Genomic DNA, 25,705 nt, shown 5'->3' on the forward strand with positions numbered 1-25,705 from the left:
GGCGCATATCGCTAACGTTTTTCACCTGTAATTAGCTTGCTGCTACTGGTGAAGATAAGGTTTGTTCTTTAGTTTTATATTTCACACTCTCTAATACCCCTTTATGTAGTCGCAAAGCGGCGTCTGCTTTTACTGCGACGTCTTGGCTATGAGTTACCACAACAAGAGAAGTATTGGCCTCTTTACAAGTTTTAAAGAGTAAGTCAGACACGGTTTCGCTAGTCGTTTCGTCTAAATTGCCGGTGGGTTCGTCGGCCAAGATAAGCGAGGGGCGATGTACAAGTGCTCTAGCAATGGCACAGCGCTGCTGTTCACCGCCAGATAACTGACTTAGCGGCTTTTGCGCTAGGGGTAATATCCCAAGCTGCTCCATCAATGCTAATTGGTAGTCGTTATCTACATTACCTTTTAGCCTTGCAGTAAAGGCAATGTTGTCCCACGCATTAAAGCAGTCGAATAGATTGAAGCTTTGAAACACAATACCTAAATGCTGTTTGCGAAAATTATCAATATCCTTCGCTTTAAATGTATTATCGAGTTTGCTATTGCCAGCAATCGACAATCCATTTACCGAAATATCTCCACCGTCGGGCGTCTCAAACCCAGCAATAAGCGACAGCAAGGTAGATTTACCGCAGCCAGAAGCCCCCTGAATACTCACCGATTCACCTGTCTTTACGGTAAGGTTAAGGTTGTTGATGAGCGGAGCCCCTGTCTTTGAAAAAGATTTCTTTAAGTCTTTTATGGTCAGCATAATTCGCCGTCTTGTATTGAACCGTCTTAGTGTGAACATGAAGGAGCGAGAATGCGCGCAATACGCTATACTTAAAACGCAATTAGCAGCGCTTATGGCGTAATGTTAGAGGTGCAATGCGCGCCTTCAATTAGCGCCTACATGTTCTAATAGAACGGGTTATTTTTATATTTGAGAGTATACGTAATACCCACGCTTTTTGGTTAAAAGCGGTGCGGAAATTTGATGGGCTCATACTCTTATGCGTCTAAGGAATTGCTTTGGTGGCTTAGGATAATAGATATGTAACAGCCTTAATTGTGGGGAAGGGCATGTTAAATAAAAAAGGGGCGTTACGCCCCTTATCGATTGTCTTTTTACTGATTAATAAAGTTATCGAGTTCTTCGCCAGTAATTTTTTTGATTTGAGCAAACAAATACCAGAGCGCTGCAATAAGCAAAATCATGCTCGGGATCACAATGACTGGATAGCTAAGCGCAGTCATTCGGCCAAGTTCTTCAGTGTAGGCCGTAGTGCCTGGCTCACTGACCAATATCATTTTTGCCAAGATATAATTTAGTGCAGAAGAGAGGAAAAACGAACTCGCTACGATGTAAGAGCTAACCGCGACTTTCTTTTTAAACTCGCTCTGTTTTCCTTTCGCATCAAGAACTTGGTTTAGGTGTGGCCAGTTTATGATTTGGTCGTTCAAAATAAGCATTTTGACCAAGGGTTTATTAGAGTACTGGGTTACCAGTACAGCAATACCGATAATGCCTGGGATAGCGGCTTCTTTTATCGCAATATACTCTGCAGGCAGTTTAAGTAAGCTAAACCCGCCGGTAAGTAGTACGCTGATAATGCCTAAAATGGAAAAGCCGTTGACCTTTCCCGACTCTTTTAAATCCCATAGGCCATAACCAATAGGAAAGCTGAGTGCCGCCACAATGCTCCACGCAGGGCCTAGGTAATCTTCCGAACTTGCATAGCTCATTAGCACCACAGGAATAACAATGTTAAACGCGAGGTTGCCGAAAAAGCCTTGGTTTTTTTGTGTAGGTTCTTGTACTGCTGACATATCTAATTACAACGTCTTATCTTGAGGCTAATTATACGTAAACTAATTAGCGTGCCCAGTGCCATGCGGCAAATAAGCCGCCAATAAAGCCAAACAGATGATATTCAAAGGAAATAAATTTGGATGTGGGAAGCACACCAACCAGCATTCCTCCGTATAGCGCTGCAACTACTAGTGAAATAAGCAAATATCGCACTTTGTTACTTCTAAACCCTGCTAGCACGAGGAAGCCGAAGTAGCCATATACCATGCCGCTCGCGCCAATATGCGTAGCGCTTCTACCGAACAGCCACACGCCCAAACCACCTATAAGCAGTGCGCTTAGCGTAGCGATAAGAAACGTGCGTTTTCCCCACTGCATAGTAAGCCACATGAACAGCAAAAGAGGCACCAAGTTAGCCATCAAATGCGTAGGTGTACCGTGAAGGAAAGGGGCTGTGAATATATATGGCAAGGTTGAAAGTGTACGAGGCACTACACCAAACTGATTAAGTGCATTGCCGGTAAGTAAGTTTGCTACTTCTATTACGATTAACAATGCACCTAGCGTCAGTAGAACGCGAATTTGGAAAGAAAGCGGCTTCATCGAACGCCCCTAAAGTAGATTACAAAATAATATGAGGAAGGTAGCGAGAGAGATCTTGGGTAATAGCAGATGCATCTTCTCTTACTGAAATACCTGCTGGCATGTCATCTACCAACCAACTACCTATGAGTGTATGGTTACCTTCAAAAACGGGTAAAGGTTCAAATGCTTGAACAATATAGCCTTCTTCGCCGTAAGGACCATCGCTAAGCCTATTCTCAATTCCACCTTCAATGATTGAAACATTCGCGCCTTCCCTAGAAAATAGAGGCTTTTTAATCCACTTTCCTGATAGTGTGTTTGTTTTTATTCCATCTGAAAAATAAGCGGGAAGCAGGTTAGGGTGGCCTTCAAACTTCTTCCAAAGCTGAGGAAGCAAGGCTTTATTGGAAATTATCGATTTCCATGGGGGCTCTATCCAATTAACTTGGGCATCTTCTAACACATCGCCAAACTCTTCGCGCAGCATAAACTCCCAAGGATAAAGCTTGAAGCAGTCTGTAATTGGCGCGTCTTGAAGATCGGTAAAAACGCCCGTGTCCGCTAACCCAATGTCTTCAATAAAAACGAAGTCAGCTAAAAGCCCGGCCTCTGTAGCGCAGTCTTGTAGGTACTGCACTGTTCCGCGGTCTTCTACGGTATCTTTACAACACGCCATGTGCAGTTGATTAATGTTGTAATGCAATGCTATTTCGCGAAAGCGATGAACTAGTTTTTCTTGCAAGCTATTGAACTGATCAGCGTGCAGGGCGAGTTTGCCGGCATCCACATTTTGTGAAAGCCACAGCCACTGCCAAAACCCAGATTCATACAAGCTGGTGGGCGTATCTGCATTGTTTTCTAGTAGCTTAGCTGGCCCTTTGCCGTTGTAGACAAGGTCAAGGCGTGAATACAAACTGGGGGCTCTTTCCTGCCAGCTGTTTCTTACTAAGTCCCAATGTTGCTCTGGAATTCGAAAACGAGTAAGTAATTCCTCACTATTAACCACATCCTCGGTCACTGCCAAGCACATTTGATGTAGCTCGGCTGTGGGGTCTTCAATGTCGTTTTCAATTTGCGCTAGCGTGAATTGGTAGTACGCACTTTCATCCCAATACGGCTCGCCATACATGGTGTGGAAATGAAAACCAAACTCGTTAGCCAACTGCTGCCAGCCCTTGCGAGGCTGGCAAGGCATTCTAAACATAGTTATCCGCCCCAGCCGCCTTTACGGCTGCTGCTACCCCAAGACGATTTTGCACGAACGCTGCTACCAAACCCGCCACGTTTCATTGTGCGGTTCACGGTAGGCTTAGGCTTATAAACGTCTTTGTTTACGCGATATTTTCTTTTGCGAATGTCGCCGTCGAACACATAGCCGTCTGCCGTTATCCAGCGTGAGCGAAACGGTGAATTATATGAATAGGAAGTATATAAGGGCTGTGAGTAATAGCGATTTGGCGATAGCAGAGAGCTCACCATGTAGCCTGCCATGAACGGCATGAAAAAGCTGCCGCTACTATTATTCACATATTGGCACTGGTTAGGGCCAAATTCATGTTCGCAGTCGTACTCAGAGCTAAAGCGCGGACTGGTGCGCATGGCCTCGTCGACCGCTGTCTGGTAGGCAGCTTCACAACGCTCTACTGCATCAGGAAAATCCTGTTTACAGTCTTCTAGCGAGGTGTAAATGGTGGCGTCTTCTTTTTCGCCGCCACAACCACTTAAAATAACGCTGGCCACACCCAATGCTAAAGGCTTCACGCTAAAACCTTTGCGCATGCGACCAAGGTCAATATGTTTGGTGCGTTTTAAAGCGGGCTTCTCACCTTGCACGCTATCAACAACATCAAGCTGAGTGTTTCGTTTATCAGTCATCGCTGCCCCCTTAATAGGTCATGCAAGCGGCATTGAGTAAGCCTACGGCAATAGACATGCTGGCAAGCATAACACCCGCAGAAACTTCGTTATTGTTTATGCGCTCAGCGATTTTCGGCATAAAGCTGAAACGCAAAATGGCAAACGCTAGGGATTGTGCAATCACAGCAACAAGCGCCCAAATAGCAAAATCTACTACAGCAACCGAGTTTGAAGCTGCGCTGCCAAGGGCGATAGCAAAACCGATTATAGCACCACCAAAGCCGATGGCAGCGGCAACGTTTTTCTCTTCTTTTACCAGCTTCCATTCATCGTGAGGTGTGACCAAGGCGTACACCAATTTGAAGATAAACAAAAAAACAATCGACAAGCCGAAGTAAAGCGCAAAGTTATCCAGGCCAGCCAAAGATTGCATGATCGTATCCATAGTTATTCCCTTTTTATTAACCGTTTATAGTGATATCTGCAGGTTCAACATCAAACCCCGTTGAAATCACCAAACATCTATCTAAATTATTACCTACTTGCTTTTCTTCACCCACAACAAGCAGGGTTTCAACTCTGTCATTACTGATTGGGCGTTCATACAGCATCATAAACTGATCGGTGGTACTCACATCACCATCTTCTTCATAGGTAGTTTCAGTGACGGCAACAGGCGGTGACTCATCGCCCACTGCCCCCCACACGCGGGTATAGACCTTGCCGTCAAGCTCATAGGTGGGCTGGCTGATAACGTTTTTCAAGCATTCGTTCCACTGAGCAGTATTACCAATGGTTTTCGTTTCATAAAAGTGCCACAGCTTAACATCGGTAATGTGATTCTCAGACAAGCCGCCGTCGGTGACCACCTGTAAAAATCCATCGTCGTCGGTGTAAAAGCGAAGCAGAGTGCCACCTGTATCTAAGGGGGCTTCACCTACCGCTTGAATTAATTGAGAACGGGCTGCGCCTTCAATAGTGAGCTCAGGTTCTAATAGCGAAAGTTTCAAGTTATCTAACTCGAAAGAGCCACCTAAATAAAGCCCCATTATTTCTGGCGACTTAGGTTTTTTAGGTTCTGATTTTTTAAATAGTTTACTAAACATGTTTACGCCTCTTAATCAGCGTCTAGAGAAGACCAGTTAATTGCATTAATGCGGCGCTCAGCAATATAAAACAAGGTGTCTCCCGGGTTTAATGTAACGTCCAACGGTGGGTTTACCACCATTTCTTTCACAAGGCCATTTGGCGCATAACCAATAAAGATGGCATCGTGTTTACGTTTCAAGTTAATAAATAACTTAGCAACAGAAATGGCGTGGCTACTTTCTGGGATTTTTACTGAAAATTGCGCTTGGCCCTCTTCAATACTCAGCAAGTCGTGATGAAGCATACTAGAACCAGGATCAAAAGCGGCTTTAACTAACATTTCTATTGCCACGCTGGGTGTACACTCCACTTTAGGGCAGTGATCCTGAAGTAAGCTGACTAGGCTATCATCATCAAAATAAGCCACCTGATGTGCATCAGGATTACGCTTAGTACAATACAGCGCGGTAGTCATGGTGACATCGTCTTGTGGGTTATCGATAAGAATAGTTCGGGCGGTGGACACGCAAGCGCGATCCATATCTTCGTCTTTGTTAAACGAATCTACCTTCACGAACTCAATCACGCCAGGCATGGGATTAGTGATATCGGCCTTCACGCACAGCACAATATCGGGGCGCTCTGGCATGGCATCGCGTTCTTGAAGTATTAAATCAAGCAGCAGCATAGTACGCTGCTCATTCCACCCAATTACTAAGATATGTTCATCTAGCATCAAGCTATTCATACCCAACAATCCTTTCTTCCACGTTAATGAAACCCAAGCTGCAATCCGGCCAATTACCATGGCGAAGATACTCAAACCAAGCGGTATGACGTAAAGCGCTACAACCAGTTTTCCCGCTGGCGTGCCGGGAGATAAATCACCATAGCCCACTGTAGAGGCGGTGACCGCCAGCCAGTAAATAAAGTCGGCGTTGGTAATTAAATCGTGCTCGTCTGCAGCGTAAAGTAGCCAATAGCTTGTTACTGCGTAAAAGGCGGTGGCACCGACAATAGTGTACCAGCGTGATTCTGCAAAATATTGCAGCATGATTTTTCGCAGTTTTATCCATGGAGACATAAAAGAAACAGCCCTTGTTATGCGTGCCCTTACTCTGCCTTGAAGTACTTGATTTGTCTAGGTTAGCGCTTTACTTAACGGTAATTTACGCAGGAAATTATTGTAACAAGAATTAAAAATGGGAGCGCGTAGCTCCCATTTTTCTCACTTACTTGCCTAGAATTCGCGCTAGCTCGTCATCGGCCGAGGTTTTACCCCCTTTAATGCCCGCTTCGGCTAGACGTTTTTCTAGATCGCTGCTCGATTCATTATTTGCTAACTCTTCTGCAGCTTGTAGCTCAGCATTGCGCATCTTTTGCTTATCTTGAATACGTGACAGTGACTCTGTCGCCGTTTTCATTTTGCTATTCGCACCCATGTGGCGTGAAGAAACCGCCACTTGCGCCTTCTGAACGCTTTCAGTGGCTTTTACCATATCCACTTGCTGCTCTAAGCGACGTAAATTCGCTTTCGCCTGTTGGATATTTTGTGCCAGCTGCTTTTCTGACTGCTGGAACTGATCAAGATATGTTTGTTCTTGGTCTCGTTCTTCTTTAAGTTCAGACACCTTTTGCGCACAGTCTAGCGCGAGTTGGCGGTCGCTATCGATGGCCTTGCGCGCGTGAGCTTCGTATTCCGCAATTGACGAATTGAAGCTATCCACTTTTTGCTGAGAAAGTTTACACTTTGCCAAGATTTGGGTACGTGCATGGTCTGACTTACGCAATTCTTCTTTGGCTTCTCTAATTTCTTGTTCCAGAATTCGAATAGCCTGACTGTCTACGACAGATTGAGCAGCTTCGGTTGCACCACCTTTTACTGCAGTTACTAATTTTTTCCACACTGACATTCGCTTCTCCTTAGAAGTAAATTTTAGTTAAGGTGTGTTTCGTAGGCATCTAAGAAAGATGCAACATTCTGAAACAGGGTTTCCACTTCAATAACGATACTTTCGGCTTTTGACTGGGCACTTAGCGCACCAAAGGCAGTGTAGTACTCTTCACCACCAATGTTTGAAATGCCTACCGTGGTCAAAGGGAACACCATATGAGTAGACAATATTTCATGATCTAGCGCTGGCTTATCTTTTACTTCCGACGCTGCAAACAAAAGACTCTCTACTAAGATCTGCTCTCCGCTGATAGCAAGCCAGGCATCTATGCCGTCTTGATTAGCAATAAGTAAGCAGTTTTCCTCACGTGTTACCACAAAGTCATCATGCTCTTTAAATAAGGCTTCGATGCTTTCCAGTTCCCAGCTCATACCTTTCTCCTTTAATTATTGAAGCGATAGTTGTGAAAATGAATGTCGTGTAAGTGGTGTGTTATACAACTGCACTTTATTGAAAACAGATACTTTGCTGTATTAACCACCGAAGTTACTGTAACGACTATTTTCATCTTCGCCAATATCTAGACTTGCAGTGTAGACCTGTTGTGCCATAATCGTCAACATTAAATACATGCTATAAGTGTAAAAAAGTGTGTTTTTGTAAAATATATATCACATTTGTGTGGTTTTTGGAGGCTGTGTGAACACTGGAAATACGCAAGGTGCTAAAAATGCGTGGCGGCAAACGGTAGCAAGAGTCGTGAAATCTGAGATGTCTGTGCGCGGCGTAAAATATCAAGCGTTAAGTCAAAGGCTGGAAGAGATTGGCGTGGAGCAAAGCGCAGATAACCTTAGAAATAAGGTAAATAAAGGTATTATGGGCGCCGATTTACTTCTGCAGATTTTGTACGTGTTGAAGGCGCGTCCATTAGATGCGGCGCTTTTAGAGGAAATCTTAACTGATCTTCAGCAATAAACAGCGTAAAATACCGCCGTTTATAAGATATCGATATTCAACTAACCTGTCGCGCAGAGGAATCGAAGCTTCGCAATAACGTTGCGATGAGTGAAGGTAGGCAGGGAAAATAAGCAGATAAAAAAATACCCAGCAAGTGCTGGGTACGAATGATAAGGAATGTTTATGGGAGAACATCATCACTATCTGCAGGTATCTTAACCGTTTAAGGAGTTAAGTGCTATTTAATAAATTGAATTGTACGTATGTTGTTCAATATAAAGTTATTTTATAATATACGTTATTTTTTAAATTTTTGATAAGTAAGGATTTTTGTTTTTGTTTTGACTTTGGTTTAATCTATAAATCTATTTTTATTAGCCTTTAGTTTCAACTTAAATAGCACTTAATATTCTACTTTTGTCTAACTTTTATGCCGTAATTTAGTCGTATTTATGAAACTATCAGATTTTAGCTTCGAGCTACCCGAAAAACTTATCGCCAAATACCCAACTCAGGAACGTACAGCGAGCCGCTTGTTACATTTAGACGGGAAGACAGGCATTGTGGCGCATACAATGTTCGCTGACATGCTGAAATTCGTAGAGCCAGGCGACCTCTTGGTGTTCAACAATACGCGGGTTATTCCTGCACGCTTACTGGGCAAAAAGGAAACGGGCGGACAGGTTGAAGTGCTGATCGAACGTATAACATCAGACAATACAGCGTTAGCGCATGTTCGCGCGAGCAAGGCGCCTAAGCCTGGATCTAAGCTGATTCTTGAAGAAAAAGTGAATGTTACGGTGACAGGGCGAGACGATGCGCTATTTATTTTACAGTTTGACCACGATGAGACCGTATTAACGCTGCTAGAAGCCCATGGCCACATGCCGCTACCTCCTTACATCGACCGTCCCGATGAAAGTTCAGACAAAGAGCGCTATCAAACCGTTTACAATCAAAAGCCGGGCGCGGTTGCGGCGCCTACTGCAGGGCTACACTTTGACGATGCAATACTGGCTGCGTTAAAAGAAAAAGGCGTGAATTTGGCCTTTGTAACTTTACACGTTGGCGCGGGTACGTTTCAGCCTGTGCGCGTTGACAATATTCAAGAGCACAAAATGCACGCAGAGTTCGCCGAAGTACCGCAAGACGTTGTTGACGCTGTTCTAACCACAAAGGCCAACGGTAAACGTGTTATTGCAGTGGGTACCACGTCAGTACGCTCCTTGGAGTCAGCGGCAAAGGCAAGTGCAGAGCGCGGTGACGAGGAAGTTATTGCGCCATTTAACGAAGATACTGAGATTTTTATCTACCCTGGTTTTGAGTTTAAAGTGGTAGACGCAATGTTCACCAATTTTCACCTTCCAGAGTCCACGCTAATGATGTTAATTAGCGCGTTTGCTGGCAAAGAGAATGTCATGAAGGCGTATCAAGAAGCGATAGAGAAAGAATATCGATTCTTTAGCTACGGTGATTCTATGTTTATTGAACGCGCCTAAGCACAATTGCTCAAGGACATTAGGCGTTTAAATCGGTGTTTTGCAGGCCTTTCTAGCTTAGTTACAGATAAACATAGATACGGGGCATGATCTCAGCCGAATTACTGGTATAATCGCCGCCAATTTATTTTTATACCCAGCGCAAAAGCGCACCAAAGTGGGAATGCTTTCACATGCAATTTGAGTTGTTAAAAACCGAAGGCCGAGCACGACGCGGTCGTTTGGTGTTTGAACGCGGTGTTGTTGAAACCCCAGCGTTCATGCCCGTAGGTACATACGGTACTGTTAAGGGAATGACCCCTGAAGAATTAAAAGACAGCGGTGCACACATCTGTCTTGGAAACACGTTTCACCTGATGCTTCGTCCTGGTACAGGCATTATTCGCCAGCATGGCGACCTACATGACTTCATGAATTGGGACAAGCCAATCCTTACGGATTCGGGTGGCTTCCAAGTGTTTAGCTTGGGTGATTTGCGTAAAATTACCGAAGAAGGTGTAACATTCCGCTCTCCGATAAACGGCGAAAAGATCTTACTTACGCCTGAAAAATCGATGGAAGTTCAGCGCGATTTGGGCTCTGACATCGTGATGATTTTTGATGAGTGCACGCCGTACCCCGCTACTGAACAAGAAGCGCGCGTTTCAATGGAAATGTCGCTACGTTGGGCCAAACGTAGTAAAGAAGCCCATGGCGATAACCCAGCAGCACTGTTTGGTATCATTCAAGGCGGTATGTACGAAGGTCTGCGCGACGTTTCACTTGCTGGCCTTGAAGCTATTGGCTTCGACGGTTACGCCATTGGTGGTCTTTCAGTAGGTGAGCCGAAAGAAGATATGATCCGCATTATCGATCATACCGCGCCTAAAATTCCGGAAGATAAACCTCGCTATTTAATGGGCGTGGGTAAACCTGAAGATTTGGTAGAGTCTGTGCGTCGCGGCATCGATATGTTTGACTGTGTAATGCCAACGCGTAACGCCCGAAACGGTCACCTGTTTGTGACTGAAGGCGTAGTGAAGATTCGCAATGCGAAACACAGAAACGACACCTCGCCATTAGATGAGAATTGTGATTGCTACACTTGTAAAAACTATTCTCGCTCTTATCTACATCATTTGGACAAGTGTAACGAAATCCTGGGTGCGCGCTTAAACACCATCCATAACCTTCGCTACTATCAGCGTGTGATGCAGGGTCTTCGCGATGCGATTGACGCAGGTACGCTTGATGAGTTTGTACAAGAATTTTATGAACAAAAAGGGTTGCCGGTTCCGGCACTATAACAACGATAATATTTGGGGAATTTTATGAGCCTATTTATCTCTAACGCTTACGCACAGTCTGCTGGTGCGCCGCAAGGTGGCGGCATGGAAATGATCATCATGCTAGCTGTATTTGGTTTAATCTTTTACTTCTTGCTTTACCGTCCACAGGCTAAGCGTGTAAAAGAGCATAAAAACCTAGTATCGTCACTTAGCAAAGGCGATGAAGTGTTAACACAAGGTGGTTTGGTAGGAAAAATCACTAAAGTGTCAGAAGAAAAAGACTTCATTGAAGTTGCACTTAACGATTCAAACAACATCGTTGTTCAGAAGTCTTCAGTAACTGCTGTGCTGCCTAAAGGCACGATGAAGTCACTGTAAGTAACAAAAGCCGGGGCCGGGACGCTTCCCGGTACTGGCACGAAAGGATTATCCAGTGCTAAACAAAAACTCTATTTGGAAAGTACTGAGTGCACTCATTGTGGTTGCAATGTGTGCACTTTATGCGCTTCCTAACATTTACGGTGAAGATCACGCCGTACAAATCTCAGCAGGCCGTGACGCTGTGGTAACTGACGCCACTGTGGAACAAGTAAAAGCCGCGCTAAGTGAAAAGAATATCTCTCCAAAACGTGTTGAGTTTGAGAACGAACAAATATTAGTTCGCGTTTCGGATTCTGACACCCAGCTTGTAACGCGCGAAACGCTTGAAAAGGCGCTTGGTGATGACTACTACGTGGCTATGAACCTTGCCCCTGACACGCCAGAATGGCTTGAAGGCCTAGGTGGCGCGCCAATGAAGCTAGGTCTTGACCTTCGCGGTGGTGTTCACTTCTTGATGGAAGTGGATATGACCGAAGTGATTGCTAAGTCGCTAGAAGACGCAGAGGGTGGTTTCCGTACTTCACTGCGTGAAGAAGGCATTCGTTATCGCGGTGTAAAACAGGTTGACGATCATATCGACATTACGTTCCGTGATGAAGATGCGCTAGACAAGGCAGAGTTCTTTTTGCGCAACCAAAGTCGCGACCTAACCTTTAACCAGGTGGACGACTTAACGCTTCGCGCTATTTTTGCTGAAAGCAAGCTTCAGGAAATTCGCGACAACGCGGTTAAGCAAAACATTACCATTATTCGCAACCGTGTAAACCAACTTGGTGTGGCTGAGCCGCTTGTACAAAAGCAAGGTGCTGATCGCATTGTTGTGCAGCTTCCAGGTATTCAAGACACCGCCCGTGCGAAAGAGATTCTTAATGCCACAGCAACACTAGAATTTCGCATGGTAGATCAGAAGAACGATATCCGTGATGCATTGAACGGCCGCGTTCCTCCTGGCTCTCAAGTGATTGAAGATCAGCAAGGCATTCCTCAGCTTCTTGAAAAGCGTATTATGCTTACCGGTAGCCATATTATTGATGCGAATAGCGGTGTTGATGAATATGGACTTCCGAACGTAAACATCTCGCTGGATTCTGAAGGCGGTAATAAGATGTCTCGCTCAACCCGTGGCAATATTGGTAAACCAATGGCTACGGTGTTTATCGAATACAAGTCGACTGGCGAACGTAACAAAGACGGCAAGCTAGTGTTTGAAAAACACGAGCAAGTTATCTCGGTTGCGACTATTCGTGCGCAGCTGGGTAGCAAGTTCCAAATCACAGGTCTTGATTCACCGAAAGAAGCCCGTGACTTAGCGTTGCTACTTCGTGCAGGTGCACTGATTGCGCCAATTCAAATTGTTGAAGAGCGTACGGTTGGACCAAGCTTGGGTAAAGAGAACATCGAGCTGGGGATGCAAGCTATTATGTATGGTCTGGCAGCGGTACTTGTTTTCATGTTGATTTACTACAAAGCGTTTGGTGTGGTAGCGAACATCGCTCTGATTACAAACCTAGTTATGATTGTGGGCATTATGTCGATGATCCCTGGTGCAACGCTTACGCTACCGGGTATGGCAGGTATTGTACTGACCGTTGGTATGGCGGTAGATGCAAACGTGCTTATCTTTGAGCGTATACGAGAAGAGATACGTGATGGCCGCAGCCCACAGCATGCCATTCATCAGGGTTACGACAGTGCTTTTTCTACCATTCTAGATGCTAACATTACCACCTTCATTGCAGGCTTAATCCTGTTTGCCGTGGGCACAGGCCCAATTAAAGGCTTCTCGATTACACTGATGATTGGTATAGCAACCTCGATGTTTACCGCAATCCTAGTTACGCGCGTTATTGTTAACGCAGTATGGGGCGGTCGACGCGTAGAGAAATTGGCGATTTAAGGAAGTAACATGCAATTATTAAAACTATCCGATACCGTCAATTTTATGCGCCTTCGCATTCCTGCGATGGTGTTATCAACGGTACTCATTTTAGGTTCGTTCGTGTCGCTAGGCGTTAATAGCCTTAACTGGGGGCTAGACTTCACTGGCGGTACGCTAATTGAAGTTGGCTATGAGGACGCTGCTAACTTAGAAGGCATTCGCGCCCAGCTAAACGAAGCGAATTTTGAAGATGCCATAGTACAAAACTTTGGCAGCAGCCAAGATGTACTTATCCGCATTGCTCCTCGTGATGGCGTTAAAGCCGTGACTATTGGTGAACAGGTACTAGCTGCCTTGCGTGCTGACGGTACTGAGGTTGATATGCGTCGTATCGAGTTCGTAGGTCCTAACGTAGGTGAAGAGCTTACTGAGCAGGGCGGCCTTGCGATGCTAGTTGCACTCTTGTGTATTCTGGTTTATGTCGCGATGCGATTTGAATGGCGATTCGCTTTAGGGTCAGTGTCGGCACTAGCTCACGACGTTATACTTACGCTGGGTTTGTTTTCAGTACTTCAAATCGAGTTTGACCTTACGGTACTTGCAGCGGTACTAGCGGTAATTGGTTATTCACTTAACGATACCATCGTTGTGTGTGACCGTATTCGTGAGAACTTCCGCAAAATTCGTAAAGGTGAGCCTGTTGAGATTATCAATATCTCGCTAACGCAAACCCTAAACCGTACTATCATCACCTCATTAACCACGGTGTTGGTATTGGTTGCATTATTCTACAAGGGTGGTGCACTTATTCACGGATTTGCAACAGCATTGCTGTTTGGTGTAGTGGTAGGTACTTACTCATCGGTGTATATCGCAAGTTCAGTGGCACTTGCATTGGGTATTAGTAAAGAAGACCTAATGCCACCACAAGTGGAAAAGGAAGGCGCAGATTTAGATCCTATGCCTTAGTTTTACACGCTTGAAACGTACAAAAACCGCATCTACGATGCGGTTTTTTTATGCTTTATCAAAAGTGGAATTTACTATTGATTGGGGGCTAATGCTTGTTTCAGATCATCTTTATATCGCCTGGAAAGCGCTACTGATTGACCGTTATTGAGCATTATTGTTCCATCCCCTGTTTCTTCATAACTTATAGACACAATGGCAGGTATTCGCACTGCGTGCGACCGGTGCACTCGCATAAAGCCTTGATGCGCTCCTTCTTCACAAAACCGGCCAAGGGTATAACGCAAGGGGTAAATGCCCACGTGAGTATGAAGGTTAATGTAATTTCCTGAGGCTTCTACTCGCTGTATGTCAGTGACTTGAACCAAAAACTCCTTATTGAGCTTTTTCACCAATAAATAGTCAGGTAAGGTGCTGGCCACGTTGTCATTCGTTACCTGTGATGTGTCGCGTGTAATAGGTGATGCTTCACCAATTAAGCGTTGATAGCCAAACCGTGCAATATAGTAAAAAGTAATCAGAGTAATATAGCCCCATACATCCTTTCGATATTCGTAGATGAACTCATTGAGCCATATCCCAAAGTCATAATTGCGTTCAGAGAATAAATAGACGAGCTTCCGAAATGCTACCATTAATGATACATGGGCTACCGAAAATAAACTGGCGAAGGCAAAATGCCACCCAAGCCATGTCGCTCCCCCTTTTACTTTCTGATCGAGTGTACGTATAGCGATAATTAATGGGATGACGAGCAAAGCGGTGCTCAAAGCACTCGAGTATTCCCAAACGTACGGCTCCCAAAGTGCTACGCTGTTATTGTCGCTTCGAGAAAATTCAGTCCAACTAGACGCAGCATTGATTGAATTGTTTATAAACAAATAGGCTGTAAGCAAAACAAATGCAGCGTATTTATGTTTTGATTCAGAATCCCTAAGAAACTGACTCCATTTTTCATCCCAGTTATTCACCGCTCAACCCTTTTTCCCTTAATTCTCGTCACTTAGGCGTTTGCTGTCGGACGTCTATCACATTAGATGCAACACGTTAGTTAAACACTATTGAATAGGAGTGAGGACATTGACGCAAGCATATGTTGGTCAGGAAGCAACGTTTGTTAATAGAGCTTCAAAGGGGGAGGCGAGAGAGACGGCCGTGGTCGAGAGTCCTGTCACTCAGCGTTATTTCGAGTTGGATGCGCTGCGTGTCATCGCATTTGGTGTACTCATTTTTTATCACATCGGAATGTATTACGTTTTAGAGTGGGGCTGGCATATAAAAAGCGACGTGCAATTTCCACTACTACAAGACGTGATGATATTGACCAACCAATGGCGTATGTCTTTATTATTTTTGATTTCTGCCATGGTATTTACCGTCGTGCTGCGCCGCGCTTATGGCCAAACGACCTCTCGCTGGCGTGTATCTCTTTCACTACTGGGGAAGAGGGCGTTGCGGATATTAATTCCTCTTGTTTTCGGTATGTTTGTTATCGTCGCGCCACAAGTTTATGTAGAGTGGACAGTAAGCGAAACACTAGCCATACCGTTTAGCGAGTTCTACGTTGTTTACATTAATCCAAATACTGACTTGTTTATCGACAAACAATCGGTAATTGGCTTACTGACGTGGAATCACCTTTGGTTTCTACCTTACCTTTTTGTGTATAGCGCATTCATATTGCTGTTTTTCCCGCTTATCAGATTTGTGGAAGTAAGGGCGTTGAGAGTACTCGATAGTTTGGCGCTGTTTAGCGTGTTAGTGGTTACGATCATGACTGCCATATGGCTGGAACTACGAGTAGCATATCCCACGTCGCACGACTTGCTTAATGATTGGTATAGTCATGCAAAGTACTTTTTTGTGATGCTGGTAGGTATTGTGGTCGCGCTTAGACCCGCATTGTATGCTGCAATTATGAGGTCCCGTTACGTAAGCTTAACCATTGCGATAGTACTTTACAGCGTCATAATTTTAGACCGTCACGACTTGCTAGGCCCTACAGGGCAGTTAATAGAGTCGTCGCCTGGGTTTCGTGTTTTGGTTGGTGTAATCGTTGTACTTAATCACTGGGCATGGTTGGCAGCAATATTGGGGTTCGGTCGAAAATATTTGTCTAACCCGAGTAAGGTGGTGAGCTATTTGAACAAAGGCGTGTTGCCATACTATATGGTGCATCAAACGATAATTGTGGTGGCGGCGTTCTTTTTGAGCTCCCGTGTATCGTCGACACTCGGAGAATTTATTTTAATAACGCTAATAACCGTTGTGGGGTGCGCACTGACATACGAAGTCGCCAAGCGCTTTTTAATACTTAGATTTTTATTTGGCCTAAAGTTAAACACCAGTCCGCATAGCTCATTAGCCACTTAGCGAGAGGTAAAGTGTTCGTAATCGCGGTGTGTTACCGCAGGTATAACGAAACCAATAAGTGAGAAAAAGAAAAAGGCGCTATGTCACGTCATTCGTGTCATAGCGCCTTTACTGTTTAACTGTGCTTGGTTTATCGGCTCAGTTTATGTGCTTACGAGCGATTTATTTAAGATGCTTCTTATTTAAGGTGCTTCTTACTTAAGATGCTTCACTAAGCCTTGAACAACCTTCACGCTACCAGCAACAATTTCGCCTTTGTGAAGTGGATCGTTACCGCCTTTAAAGTCAGTTACCAAGCCGCCAGCTTCACGAACAATAAGCTCACCTGCTGCGATATCCCAAGATTTAATGCCTCGCTCCCAGTAACCGTCGTGGCGGCCGGCTGCAACGTAAGCAAGGTCTAGCGCAGCACTACCTGCGCGGCGAATGTCACCCACTTCGTGGAAAATCTTGTTTAAGCTTAGTGCATACTCGCCAAACTGAGATTTGTTCTTAAACGGTAAGCCAGTAGCAATAATGGTTTCAGAAAGGTCACGAGGCTTAGAAGCACGAATACGATAACCGTTAAGCTGCGCGCCTTGACCACGGCTCGCGGTGAATAGTTCGCTGCGAATTGGGTCGAAAACAACCGCTTGATCTAAGCGACCTTTGTGAAGAAGTGCAATTGAAACGGCAAAGTGAGGAATGCCTTTTACAAAGTTAGTGGTGCCATCTAGTGGATCGATGATCCACTGATAATCAGTTTCTGTGCCCAAAACTTCACCCGATTCTTCACCTAGGAAGCAATGGTTCGGGTAAGACTGCTGAATTTTGGCAATAATTGCTTGTTCTGCTTCTTTATCAACTTGAGTAACGAAGTCGTTTAAGCCTTTTGACTCTGTTGCTACTTCATTATGTTTTTCAAAACCACGAACAATAACTGTTCCAGCCGCACGCGCAGCGCGCACCGCAATATTCAGCATAGGATGCATAGATAAACCACCAATTGTAAAAGACCAATGAAACAAACTAACTGTACAAAAAATAGCTAGTTGTTTTCGAAAACGGGCGGAGTCTACCAGAATCTATGCGCGATGCAAATGAAATCCCAGCACAATAGCGTGAATAGCCATCTATACTGCCGCTGTGTTAAACTTCACGCTATTAAGGTCTGTAAGATAGCACGCCGAAAGCGCGTATTATCGAATTAAAGACGCTATCCAAATAAGTACGTAGGTATTACACGCATGCTCGAGAATATTCGCATTATTTTAGTTAACACGTCTCACACGGGAAACATCGGCTCGACAGCAAGAGCTATGAAAACCATGGGGCTGAGCAGCTTATATCTTGTCGACCCAGTAAATGAGCCAGACGGCCAAGCCAGTGCATTGGCGGCAGGGGCTGGTGATGTGCTTGCTAATGCGAAAATTGTAAGCACGCTGGAAGAGGCAGTTAAAGACTGTGGCTTGGTAGTAGGCACGTCAGCACGCTCTCGCACTCATTCATGGCCTATGTTAGGCCCGCGCGACTGTGGCGAAAAACTGGTCCAAGAAGTAGAAAAGTACCCGGTAGCCTTGGTGTTTGGGCGTGAGAACAGTGGTTTAACTAATGAAGAGCTGCAGCAGTGTCACTTCCATATGTGTATTCCAGCCAACCCTGAATACAGCTCACTTAATTTAGCAGCAGCAGTGCAAACCCTTTGTTATGAAATTCGCATGGCCTATCTAAATCGCGAAACATATCCAAGTGTTGAGGAAGAATATCCACTGAATGACGATTTAGAGCGTTTTTATACGCATTTGGAAACCACGCTAGAAGGCACGTCATTCATTCGCAAAAGTCACCCGGGTGTGGTTATGACTAAGCTGCGCCGCTTGTTTAACCGAGCACGCCCTGAGTCTCAAGAGCTTAATATATTGCGCGGTATATTGGCGTCTATCGATAAATCGGTGAAGAATGCTAACTCAGGCGATGCAGACCCTGCACCAGCGATAGAAGAAAAAGAGTAAACACTATGTTCGCCCGTATAAAAGATGATATTCAAGGTGTTTTTCATCGCGACCCAGCGGCCAGAAACACCTTTGAAGTGCTAACCAACTATCCTGGCCTCCATGCAGTCTGGCTGCATCGCATTAGTCACAAACTATGGAAGGCTGAATGGAAATGGTTGGCACGCAGTTTATCAACCTTTAGCCGTTGGCTTACGGGGATTGAAATTCATCCTGGTGCCACGTTAGGACGACGGGTATTTATCGATCACGGTATGGGTGTGGTCATTGGTGAAACTGCAGAAATTGGCGACGATGTCACCCTTTACCACGGCGTTACTCTTGGAGGCACTAGCTGGAGAGCAGGTAAGCGCCACCCAACCCTTAAAAAAGGCGCGGTAGTTGGGGCTGGTGCCAAAGTGTTAGGGCCTATTATTATAGGTGAAAACGCTAAAGTAGGGTCTAACTCTGTGGTCGTAAAAGATATTCCTGATGGCGCTACGGCAGTGGGAATCCCGGGTCGTATCATTATTTCGAAGCAAAAAGAGATGAATGCGTCGGTAAACCCCGAGCGAGATAAAATTGCCCAGAAATATGGTTTTGATGCCTATGCTGTCGCGCCAGATAACCCTGATCCTGTGGCCAATGCGATGGGCATAATGCTAGAGCATATGCACCAAATGGACACCAAAGTGGAAGAGATGTGCAAGGTCATTCAGTCACTAGGTGGCGATGTGTGTACCGATAATTTACACAATATTAGCGCTGAAGATTTCGCAGAAACGGGTTTCGACCTAAAGGAAACCCAAGAGCGAGAGAAGGCTCATTCTTCTTTCGACCCCGCTATTTAACTCTAATTTTGCATACTATTTTCGGGTGCTAAGGCCGAGAACCTTCACCCTTATATAGTAAAAATTCACAAAAGCTTGTTTTTACAAAACATTAACAAGCACATTGACTCATGCATAACTCCAACATACATTGAGATGAAAGGTTGATCATCACTTTTCAGGGACGTTATGCAAGAAACAGCGCAATTACTCGACGTACTAATTGTTGGAGCCGGAATTTCGGGTATCGGCTGCGCCTACCACATTCAAAAAAAATGTCCTGACCTTTCATATTCTATTATAGAAGCCCGCGGTGATTTGGGCGGCACATGGGATTTATTCAAATACCCGGGAATACGCTCAGATTCTGATTTATTCACCTTTGGCTACGAATTCAAACCTTGGAAAGAGAAAAAGGCCATTGCTGATGGTCGTTCAATAAAGGCTTACGTTGAAGAAACTGCGGCTGAAAACGGTATTAAAGAGCGCATACGTTTTTTAACTCGAGTGATAGACATAGATTGGCAAAGCGATAAACATTATTGGCGGGTTACGTTAAAGTCAGAAGAAAGTGGGCAGCATGAGCACATTGCCGCCAGATGGATATTTAACGCTTCGGGTTATTATCGATACGATAAAGGTTATGCACCACATTTCAAAGGGCAATCACAATTTAACGGCCAGATTGTACATCCACAGCATTGGCCTGAAGATCTGGAATACGAAAACAAACGCGTAGTGGTAATCGGAAGCGGTGCAACGGCGGTAACGCTGGTTCCCGCACTAGCGAAAAGCGCATCGCACGTGACTATGCTGCAAAGAACGCCATCCTACGTATTGCCTGTGCCCGTAGATGATCCAATCGCAAAACATTTACGCGCGTGGTTTAGCGAGGATACAGCGTTTAAAGCTGCGCGTTGGTTTAACATAGCGAAACAGCGTTGGGTGTACGCATTTTGTCAGCGCTTTCCGCATCGTGCGCGCAAAATAATACGCAGTCTTAATGCAAAAATGTTACCCGAAGGATATCCAGTAGATATACACTTTAACCCACCTTACAATCCTTGGGAGCAACGACTGTGTGCAGTTCCGGGTGGAGATTTATTCGAGTCAATTTCGAAAGGTAAGGCGTCGGTTGCAACAGATACTATAGATACGTTTACTGAAACGGGCATTAAACTTGATTCGGGCCAGCATATTGAAGCAGATATTATAGTAACAGCCACCGGATTAAACCTTCTGCCTTTAGGAGGGATAGTGCCAAAAATTGATGGTGAAGCTGTTTCGCTTCCAGAATGTGTTACGTATAAAGGTATGTTACTCAGTGGCGTGCCTAATTTTGCTATTGCGGTGGGCTATACAGCTTCATCGTGGACACTAAAAATTGGCCTTCTATGTGAACATTTCACGCGATTGCTCAATCATATGGAAGAGCACGGCTTTACACAGTGTACACCTATAGCAGACCCAAATATGGAAACACAACCGTTGCTAAACTTTGGCGCTGGCTACATCCAACGCTCTTTAGAACAATTGCCACGTCAAGGAATGCAGTTTCCTTGGTCTATGTCGTTCAATTATGCACAAGACGTGAAAATTTTTCGGAAAGGCCGTGTAGACGACCCAGCGCTTAAGTTTGAATAGAAATTTTAATAGACGCACACTTACTTTTATTAAATCACGAGAGCTTTAAATGAGTTTAGCCCAGCATCATGAGCAATACGTAACGCTTAAAAGCGGTGATAGGTTTTGCTATGCCGAGCATGGTGTCGGAAATACCGATACCATTGTACTTATTGTGGGTTTAGGTCTTCAGTTGGTTTATTGGCCAAACGCGCTTATTGAGCGTTTAGTTGCCAGTGGATTTCGCGTTATTTGCTTTGACAATCGTGATGCAGGAAGGTCAGTACGCAGCGACACACCGCATCCCAGCCTGTTACAGCAGTTAAGAGGAAGGTCGCCGAAAGGTGCATATGGACTTGAGCGGATGGCTGAAGATACTGCACAGTTGTTAGAGGCGCTAAATATAACAAGCGCACATATCGCAGGAATGTCTATGGGAGGGATGATTGCACAGACCTTTGCAAGTATGCATCCTGAAAAAGTGATATCTATGACGTCTATTTTTTCGACGACAGGAAATCGCCGCGTAGGGCAACCCTCTTATTCAACGCTATGGCGAATGGCAAGAGCTAAAGCGCCAATGAACGAAAATGACGCAGTAAAAAACTATCAGGCAATGATGACGCATATTGGCGATGTAGCTGCAAACGGAGCCGTAAACCAATGGCATCAGTATGCGCGTTTGGCATGGCAGCGCAATGGTGGTAAAAGTGATGCAAAAGCGATGTTCCGGCAAATCGGTGCTATTATGAAATCCGGGGACCGAACGCCAATGCTTCAAAATGTCAAAGCCCCAACATTAGTGATACACGGAGATGTTGATCACATGGTGCATCCCAGTGGCGGTGTTGCAACAGCCAGAGCTATATCAGGTGCTAAACATCAAGTATTGCGTGGGTTGCGCCATCAAATAGATACCGTTCAATCACATCGGATAGCAGACAGTATTCTTGCTCATATTCACTTAAATGCAAACAAATAGCGCTTATGGTCGCCAATATTATTTACCCTTCAAATAAGCCATTCATCGCCTTTTATTAGCAGACCTTTCCGCGCAAATTTTGCGCCTAATAGTGCTTAATAGGATGGTGCTTAAACGAAACGAAAGTCCTGATACAAAAAAGCGATGAATCGAATCAATAATACCTGACTAATTTACTGGGTCTTATACTTGACCATTTTAGTCGGGTATGTGAAAATTCCCGCACTATAAAACGGCGGGAGAATCCAATGAAACTCACTTCGAAAGGGCGCTATGCGGTTACCGCAATGCTTGATGTCGCTTTGCATTCAAAGCGTGGTCCAGTGCCTCTTGCCGACATTTCAGAACGACAAGAAATTTCTTTATCTTACCTTGAACAGCTTTTTTCTCGATTGCGTAAAGAGCAATTAGTAGACAGTGTTCGCGGGCCTGGCGGCGGCTATTTGTTAGGCCGTGAAGCAAGCAAAATTGCGATAGGCGAAGTCATTCGCGCCGTCGACGAGTCCATTGATGCGACACGTTGCCAAGGACAAGCAGACTGTCAAGGCGGCGATCGCTGCCTAACGCACAGCTTGTGGCAAGACCTAAGTGATCGCATTGCGGCGTTTTTGAATTCAATTACGTTGGGCGAGTTAATGGCAAAGCGTGATGTGCAAGAGGTAGCCGACCGTCAAGACGGTAATGCCTCACTTCGTCATATCACCAAAGATATTGAAGTTAGTATCCAACTTTAAATTGGTATTGAGTAACGCATGGCTTTATCAACACCCATTTATTTAGATTACGCAGCAACAACACCGGTAGACCCAAGTGTGGCCGAGGCAATGGCAAAATGCCTAACCTTGGATGGCAACTTTGGTAACCCAGCTTCTCGTAGTTATCGCTTCGGCTGGATGGCAGAAGAAGCGGTTGATGTTGCTAGAAATCAAATCAGCGACGCGCTTAATTGCGACCCTAGAGAAATTGTTTTTACTTCGGGGGCCACTGAATCGAACAATCTTGCTATAAAAGGCGTCGCCCAAGGTTATGCCAATAAAGGCAAACATATCATTACCGTTAACACCGAACATAAAGCGGTGTTGGATACCTGTGAGTTCTTACAAAGCCAAGGCTTTGAGGTTACCTATCTTGAAGTACAGCCGAACGGGTTAATTGATTTAAATGATCTCGAAAACGCGTTGCGCGACGACACTATTCTGGTGTCGGTGATGCATGTGAACAATGAACTTGGCGTTATCCAAGACATTCAAGCTATTGGCCAGCTTTGTCGTGACAAAGGCATTCTTTTTCATGTGGATGGTGCGCAAAGTGTGGGCAAAATTGCCATTGATTTAGCTGAGCTTCCTATAGATTTGCTGTCTATATCGGCGCATAAGCTATACGGCCCGAAAGGTATGGGGGCGCTATATGTGCGTCGCCGTCCTAAAATCAATCTGGTTGCACAAATTCATGGCGGGGGCCACGAGCGCGGCATGCGGTCGGGTACATTAGCCACCCACCAAATTGTTGGAATGGGTGAAGCCATCGCGCTAGCCTCTTCAAAAATGGAAGAGGATAGTGCGCGCATATTAACGCTGCGTGAATCGCTGTGGCAAGGCCTTCAACAGCTCGACGATATCTATTTAAATGGGCACGCAACACAGCGTATCCCGGGTATTTTAAATGTGAGCTTTGCGGGTGTAGACGGTGAAAGCTTGATGATGGGCTTAAATGATATTGCCGTATCTTCAGGGTCGGCATGTACGTCAGCGAGTTTAGAGCCTTCGTATGTGTTAAAAGCGATTGGCCGCAGCAACGAATTGGCGCATGCAGGAATTAGATTTAGCGTAGGGCGTTTTACGACCCAAGAAGACATCGATTACGTAATACAAAAAGTAGTGGATGTAACCACAAGACTACGCCAAGCGGTTTCAGCATAAACGCCTATACCGTCGTTGAGCGCGGGTTTTTGTAGTAGGCAAAGCGTAGTTAGTGTTAGCGCATTCTTTTTTATTTTAGTGAATGTGGAAGAAAATTAATGCGCGTTTGAAGGAAATTGACCTTTAAGCAGCGTGTAAAACGCGTAAGTGGCCATAAATTAATGGCTGAATATTTGAGTGAAATAGTCGGGTATTATATACTACGGCACCAAAATTTTAGGCTGTCCGCAATGTAACTGGCAGTTTTGACAACTCTTTGGGGCGTAAACCCAAATAAATGACGTTGTTGAAGTTGAAAGTCGATATAAATTACCAAGACCGTGGGGTGATTTATTTGCCAGTTAAGTAAAAAGGTTAGTGGCAGCAAATGCAGGCAAACAAGTGAGATCCCAACATGAGTGAACAGATCGAACAGGCGTTAGAAAGAAAGTACGATGCGGGTTTCTATTCAGAAATCGAATCGGAAACGTTTGAAAGCGGCCTGGACGAGTCGGTTATCCGCCGCATATCAGCAATGAAAAACGAGCCTGAATGGATGCTTGAATGGCGTTTGAAGTCTTATCATGCATGGCTAGAAATGGAAGAGCCAGATTGGGCGCATGTCGACTATCCGAAAATCGATTATCAGGCCATTTCTTATTACTCGGCACCAAAGAGTATGAAAGATAAGCCTAAGTCGCTAGATGAAGTTGACCCTGAGCTACTTCGCACCTATGAAAAGCTGGGCATTCCTCTACACGAGCAGGAAATGCTGGCAGGCGTTGCGGTAGATGCGGTATTCGACTCGGTATCGGTTGTTACGACGTTCCGCGATAAGCTTGAAGAAGCGGGCGTGATCTTTTGCCCAATTTCTGAAGCGCTTCAGAAGTATCCAGACCTTGTAAAGAAATACATTGGTTCGGTAGTGCCGCGCACAGATAACTACTTTGCTGCGCTTAACAGCGCTGTATTTACTGACGGTTCATTTGTCTATATTCCAAAAGGCACACGTTGCCCAATGGAGCTTTCTACTTACTTCCGCATTAACGAAATGAACACCGGTCAGTTCGAGCGTACCTTGATTGTTGCTGATGAAGGCAGCTACGTAAGCTACCTTGAAGGTTGTACTGCACCACAGCGCGATGAAAACCAGCTGCATGCGGCAGTGGTTGAGCTAGTGGCAATGGACGACGCGCAAATTAAGTACTCAACGGTACAAAACTGGTACCCAGGTGACGAGAACGGTAAAGGCGGTATCTACAACTTCGTGACAAAACGTGGTGTAGCGCATACCAATGCCAAAATCTCGTGGACGCAGGTTGAAACCGGCTCTGCGGTTACGTGGAAGTACCCAAGCTGTGTACTTAAAGGCGACAACAGTGTAGGTGAATTCTATTCAGTAGCGCTAACGCGCGGTCGCCAGCAGGCTGATACCGGAACTAAGATGATCCACGTGGGTAAAAATACCAAGTCGACCATTATCTCTAAAGGTATCTCAGCGGGTAACAGTAATAACGCCTATCGCGGGCTGGTTCAAATGGGCCCTCGCGCAGACGGAGCACGTAACTTCACCGAGTGTGACTCGCTACTTATCGGTGACAAATGTGGCGCGCACACATTCCCGTATATCGAAAGCCGCAACCCTTCAGCCATTGTTGAGCACGAAGCAACTACATCGAAGGTGAGCGACGAACAATTATTCCTGTGTCAGCAACGTGGCTTAGACACAGAAAAGGCCGTTTCTATGATTGTTAACGGTTTCTGTAAAGAAGTATTCAAAGAGCTGCCAATGGAATTTGCCGTAGAAGCCGGCAAGCTGCTCGAAATTAGTCTTGAAGGTTCAGTGGGGTAATCA

Annotated in this window: 26 protein-coding genes; 14 read left to right on the forward strand and 12 right to left on the reverse strand. The window is 45.1% G+C overall.

Going from position 1 to position 25,705, the window contains the following annotated elements:
- Positions 1 to 31: 31 nt before the first annotated feature.
- From BIZ39_RS00915 to BIZ39_RS00960, 10 genes are all read right to left on the reverse strand, one after another.
- The gene (locus BIZ39_RS00915; protein ID WP_187446141.1) at positions 32 to 754 is read right to left on the reverse strand and encodes an ABC transporter ATP-binding protein; all 723 of its coding nucleotides are present in this window, start codon (positions 752 to 754) and stop codon (positions 32 to 34) included.
- Positions 755 to 1,110: 356 nt separating this feature from the next.
- Positions 1,111 to 1,812, reverse strand: coding sequence for a VC0807 family protein (locus tag BIZ39_RS00920; RefSeq protein WP_014950200.1), 702 nt, complete (start codon positions 1,810 to 1,812; stop codon positions 1,111 to 1,113).
- Between the two features lie 46 nt (positions 1,813 to 1,858).
- Entirely contained in the window at positions 1,859 to 2,398 is a 540-nt protein-coding gene (locus BIZ39_RS00925) for a rhomboid family intramembrane serine protease (protein WP_014950199.1), read from the reverse strand.
- A gap of 19 nt (positions 2,399 to 2,417) precedes the next feature.
- A complete protein-coding gene (locus BIZ39_RS00930) occupies positions 2,418 to 3,584 on the reverse strand; it encodes a glutathionylspermidine synthase family protein (RefSeq protein ID WP_014977051.1) in 1,167 nt (388 codons plus the stop codon).
- Positions 3,585 to 3,586: 2 nt separating this feature from the next.
- Entirely contained in the window at positions 3,587 to 4,255 is a 669-nt protein-coding gene (locus tag BIZ39_RS00935; RefSeq protein WP_014977050.1) for a DUF1190 family protein, read from the reverse strand.
- A 10-nt stretch (positions 4,256 to 4,265) separates the two neighbouring features.
- Positions 4,266 to 4,682 carry a DUF350 domain-containing protein gene (locus BIZ39_RS00940; RefSeq protein WP_014950196.1) on the reverse strand — a complete coding sequence of 139 codons (417 nt, stop codon included), beginning with the start codon at positions 4,680 to 4,682 and terminating at the stop codon, positions 4,266 to 4,268.
- A 16-nt stretch (positions 4,683 to 4,698) separates the two neighbouring features.
- Positions 4,699 to 5,343: a YjfK family protein gene (locus tag BIZ39_RS00945; protein ID WP_014979843.1), complete on the reverse strand. Its 645-nt coding sequence runs from the start codon at positions 5,341 to 5,343 to the stop codon at positions 4,699 to 4,701.
- A gap of 11 nt (positions 5,344 to 5,354) precedes the next feature.
- Positions 5,355 to 6,410 (reverse strand): potassium channel protein, encoded by a 1,056-nt coding sequence (locus tag BIZ39_RS00950; protein ID WP_187446142.1) that lies wholly within the window; start codon positions 6,408 to 6,410, stop codon positions 5,355 to 5,357.
- A 148-nt stretch (positions 6,411 to 6,558) separates the two neighbouring features.
- Positions 6,559 to 7,239 carry a PspA/IM30 family protein gene (locus tag BIZ39_RS00955; RefSeq protein ID WP_014950193.1) on the reverse strand — a complete coding sequence of 227 codons (681 nt, stop codon included), beginning with the start codon at positions 7,237 to 7,239 and terminating at the stop codon, positions 6,559 to 6,561.
- 23 nt (positions 7,240 to 7,262) lie between these two features.
- On the reverse strand, positions 7,263 to 7,652 hold the full coding sequence (locus BIZ39_RS00960) for a DUF2170 family protein (RefSeq protein WP_014950192.1): 390 nt from the start codon (positions 7,650 to 7,652) through the stop codon (positions 7,263 to 7,265).
- A gap of 268 nt (positions 7,653 to 7,920) precedes the next feature.
- On the opposite strand from BIZ39_RS00960, the gene BIZ39_RS22125 reads away from it, so the two are divergent.
- From BIZ39_RS22125 to secF, 6 genes are all read left to right on the forward strand, one after another.
- Entirely contained in the window at positions 7,921 to 8,196 is a 276-nt protein-coding gene (locus BIZ39_RS22125; protein ID WP_014950191.1) for a DUF6471 domain-containing protein, read from the forward strand.
- 434 nt (positions 8,197 to 8,630) lie between these two features.
- Complete coding sequence (gene queA / locus BIZ39_RS00970) at positions 8,631 to 9,677, forward strand: tRNA preQ1(34) S-adenosylmethionine ribosyltransferase-isomerase QueA (RefSeq protein ID WP_187446143.1); 1,047 nt, start codon at positions 8,631 to 8,633, stop codon at positions 9,675 to 9,677.
- Between the two features lie 173 nt (positions 9,678 to 9,850).
- Positions 9,851 to 10,963: a tRNA guanosine(34) transglycosylase Tgt gene (gene tgt, locus BIZ39_RS00975; RefSeq protein WP_014950189.1), complete on the forward strand. Its 1,113-nt coding sequence runs from the start codon at positions 9,851 to 9,853 to the stop codon at positions 10,961 to 10,963.
- Between the two features lie 24 nt (positions 10,964 to 10,987).
- On the forward strand, positions 10,988 to 11,323 hold the full coding sequence (gene yajC / locus BIZ39_RS00980) for a preprotein translocase subunit YajC (protein ID WP_014999069.1): 336 nt from the start codon (positions 10,988 to 10,990) through the stop codon (positions 11,321 to 11,323).
- Positions 11,324 to 11,378: 55 nt separating this feature from the next.
- Positions 11,379 to 13,223: a protein translocase subunit SecD gene (gene secD, locus BIZ39_RS00985; RefSeq protein WP_014950187.1), complete on the forward strand. Its 1,845-nt coding sequence runs from the start codon at positions 11,379 to 11,381 to the stop codon at positions 13,221 to 13,223.
- A gap of 9 nt (positions 13,224 to 13,232) precedes the next feature.
- Positions 13,233 to 14,174: a protein translocase subunit SecF gene (secF, locus tag BIZ39_RS00990; RefSeq protein ID WP_014977044.1), complete on the forward strand. Its 942-nt coding sequence runs from the start codon at positions 13,233 to 13,235 to the stop codon at positions 14,172 to 14,174.
- Between the two features lie 74 nt (positions 14,175 to 14,248).
- Here secF and BIZ39_RS22485 read toward each other — a convergent pair whose 3' ends face one another.
- Positions 14,249 to 15,145, reverse strand: a complete 897-nt coding sequence (locus tag BIZ39_RS22485; protein ID WP_187446144.1) for a LytR/AlgR family response regulator transcription factor — start codon at positions 15,143 to 15,145, stop codon at positions 14,249 to 14,251.
- A gap of 109 nt (positions 15,146 to 15,254) precedes the next feature.
- On the opposite strand from BIZ39_RS22485, the gene BIZ39_RS01000 reads away from it, so the two are divergent.
- On the forward strand, positions 15,255 to 16,547 hold the full coding sequence (locus BIZ39_RS01000; protein ID WP_187446145.1) for an acyltransferase family protein: 1,293 nt from the start codon (positions 15,255 to 15,257) through the stop codon (positions 16,545 to 16,547).
- Between the two features lie 194 nt (positions 16,548 to 16,741).
- On the opposite strand, the gene suhB is transcribed toward BIZ39_RS01000, so the two are convergent.
- Complete coding sequence (suhB, locus tag BIZ39_RS01005) at positions 16,742 to 17,518, reverse strand: inositol-1-monophosphatase (RefSeq protein WP_014950183.1); 777 nt, start codon at positions 17,516 to 17,518, stop codon at positions 16,742 to 16,744.
- 255 nt (positions 17,519 to 17,773) lie between these two features.
- Here suhB and trmJ point away from each other — a divergent pair, with 255 nt between their 5' ends.
- From trmJ to sufB, 7 genes are all read left to right on the forward strand, one after another.
- The gene (gene trmJ / locus BIZ39_RS01010; RefSeq protein ID WP_014950182.1) at positions 17,774 to 18,538 is read left to right on the forward strand and encodes a tRNA (cytosine(32)/uridine(32)-2'-O)-methyltransferase TrmJ; all 765 of its coding nucleotides are present in this window, start codon (positions 17,774 to 17,776) and stop codon (positions 18,536 to 18,538) included.
- A 5-nt stretch (positions 18,539 to 18,543) separates the two neighbouring features.
- Positions 18,544 to 19,368 carry a serine O-acetyltransferase gene (cysE, locus tag BIZ39_RS01015; RefSeq protein ID WP_187446146.1) on the forward strand — a complete coding sequence of 275 codons (825 nt, stop codon included), beginning with the start codon at positions 18,544 to 18,546 and terminating at the stop codon, positions 19,366 to 19,368.
- 168 nt (positions 19,369 to 19,536) lie between these two features.
- Positions 19,537 to 20,991: a flavin-containing monooxygenase gene (locus tag BIZ39_RS01020; protein ID WP_187446147.1), complete on the forward strand. Its 1,455-nt coding sequence runs from the start codon at positions 19,537 to 19,539 to the stop codon at positions 20,989 to 20,991.
- A gap of 49 nt (positions 20,992 to 21,040) precedes the next feature.
- Positions 21,041 to 21,952, forward strand: a complete 912-nt coding sequence (locus BIZ39_RS01025; RefSeq protein WP_187446148.1) for an alpha/beta fold hydrolase — start codon at positions 21,041 to 21,043, stop codon at positions 21,950 to 21,952.
- A 248-nt stretch (positions 21,953 to 22,200) separates the two neighbouring features.
- Positions 22,201 to 22,686 carry a Fe-S cluster assembly transcriptional regulator IscR gene (gene iscR, locus BIZ39_RS01030; protein ID WP_014950178.1) on the forward strand — a complete coding sequence of 162 codons (486 nt, stop codon included), beginning with the start codon at positions 22,201 to 22,203 and terminating at the stop codon, positions 22,684 to 22,686.
- 18 nt (positions 22,687 to 22,704) lie between these two features.
- Positions 22,705 to 23,871: an IscS subfamily cysteine desulfurase gene (locus tag BIZ39_RS01035; protein ID WP_187446149.1), complete on the forward strand. Its 1,167-nt coding sequence runs from the start codon at positions 22,705 to 22,707 to the stop codon at positions 23,869 to 23,871.
- Between the two features lie 394 nt (positions 23,872 to 24,265).
- Complete coding sequence (gene sufB / locus BIZ39_RS01040) at positions 24,266 to 25,702, forward strand: Fe-S cluster assembly protein SufB (protein WP_014979832.1); 1,437 nt, start codon at positions 24,266 to 24,268, stop codon at positions 25,700 to 25,702.
- Positions 25,703 to 25,705 lie beyond the last annotated feature (3 nt).

The organism is Alteromonas sp. BZK5 (assembly GCF_014349115.1).
GTDB lineage: Bacteria > Pseudomonadota > Gammaproteobacteria > Enterobacterales > Alteromonadaceae > Alteromonas > Alteromonas macleodii.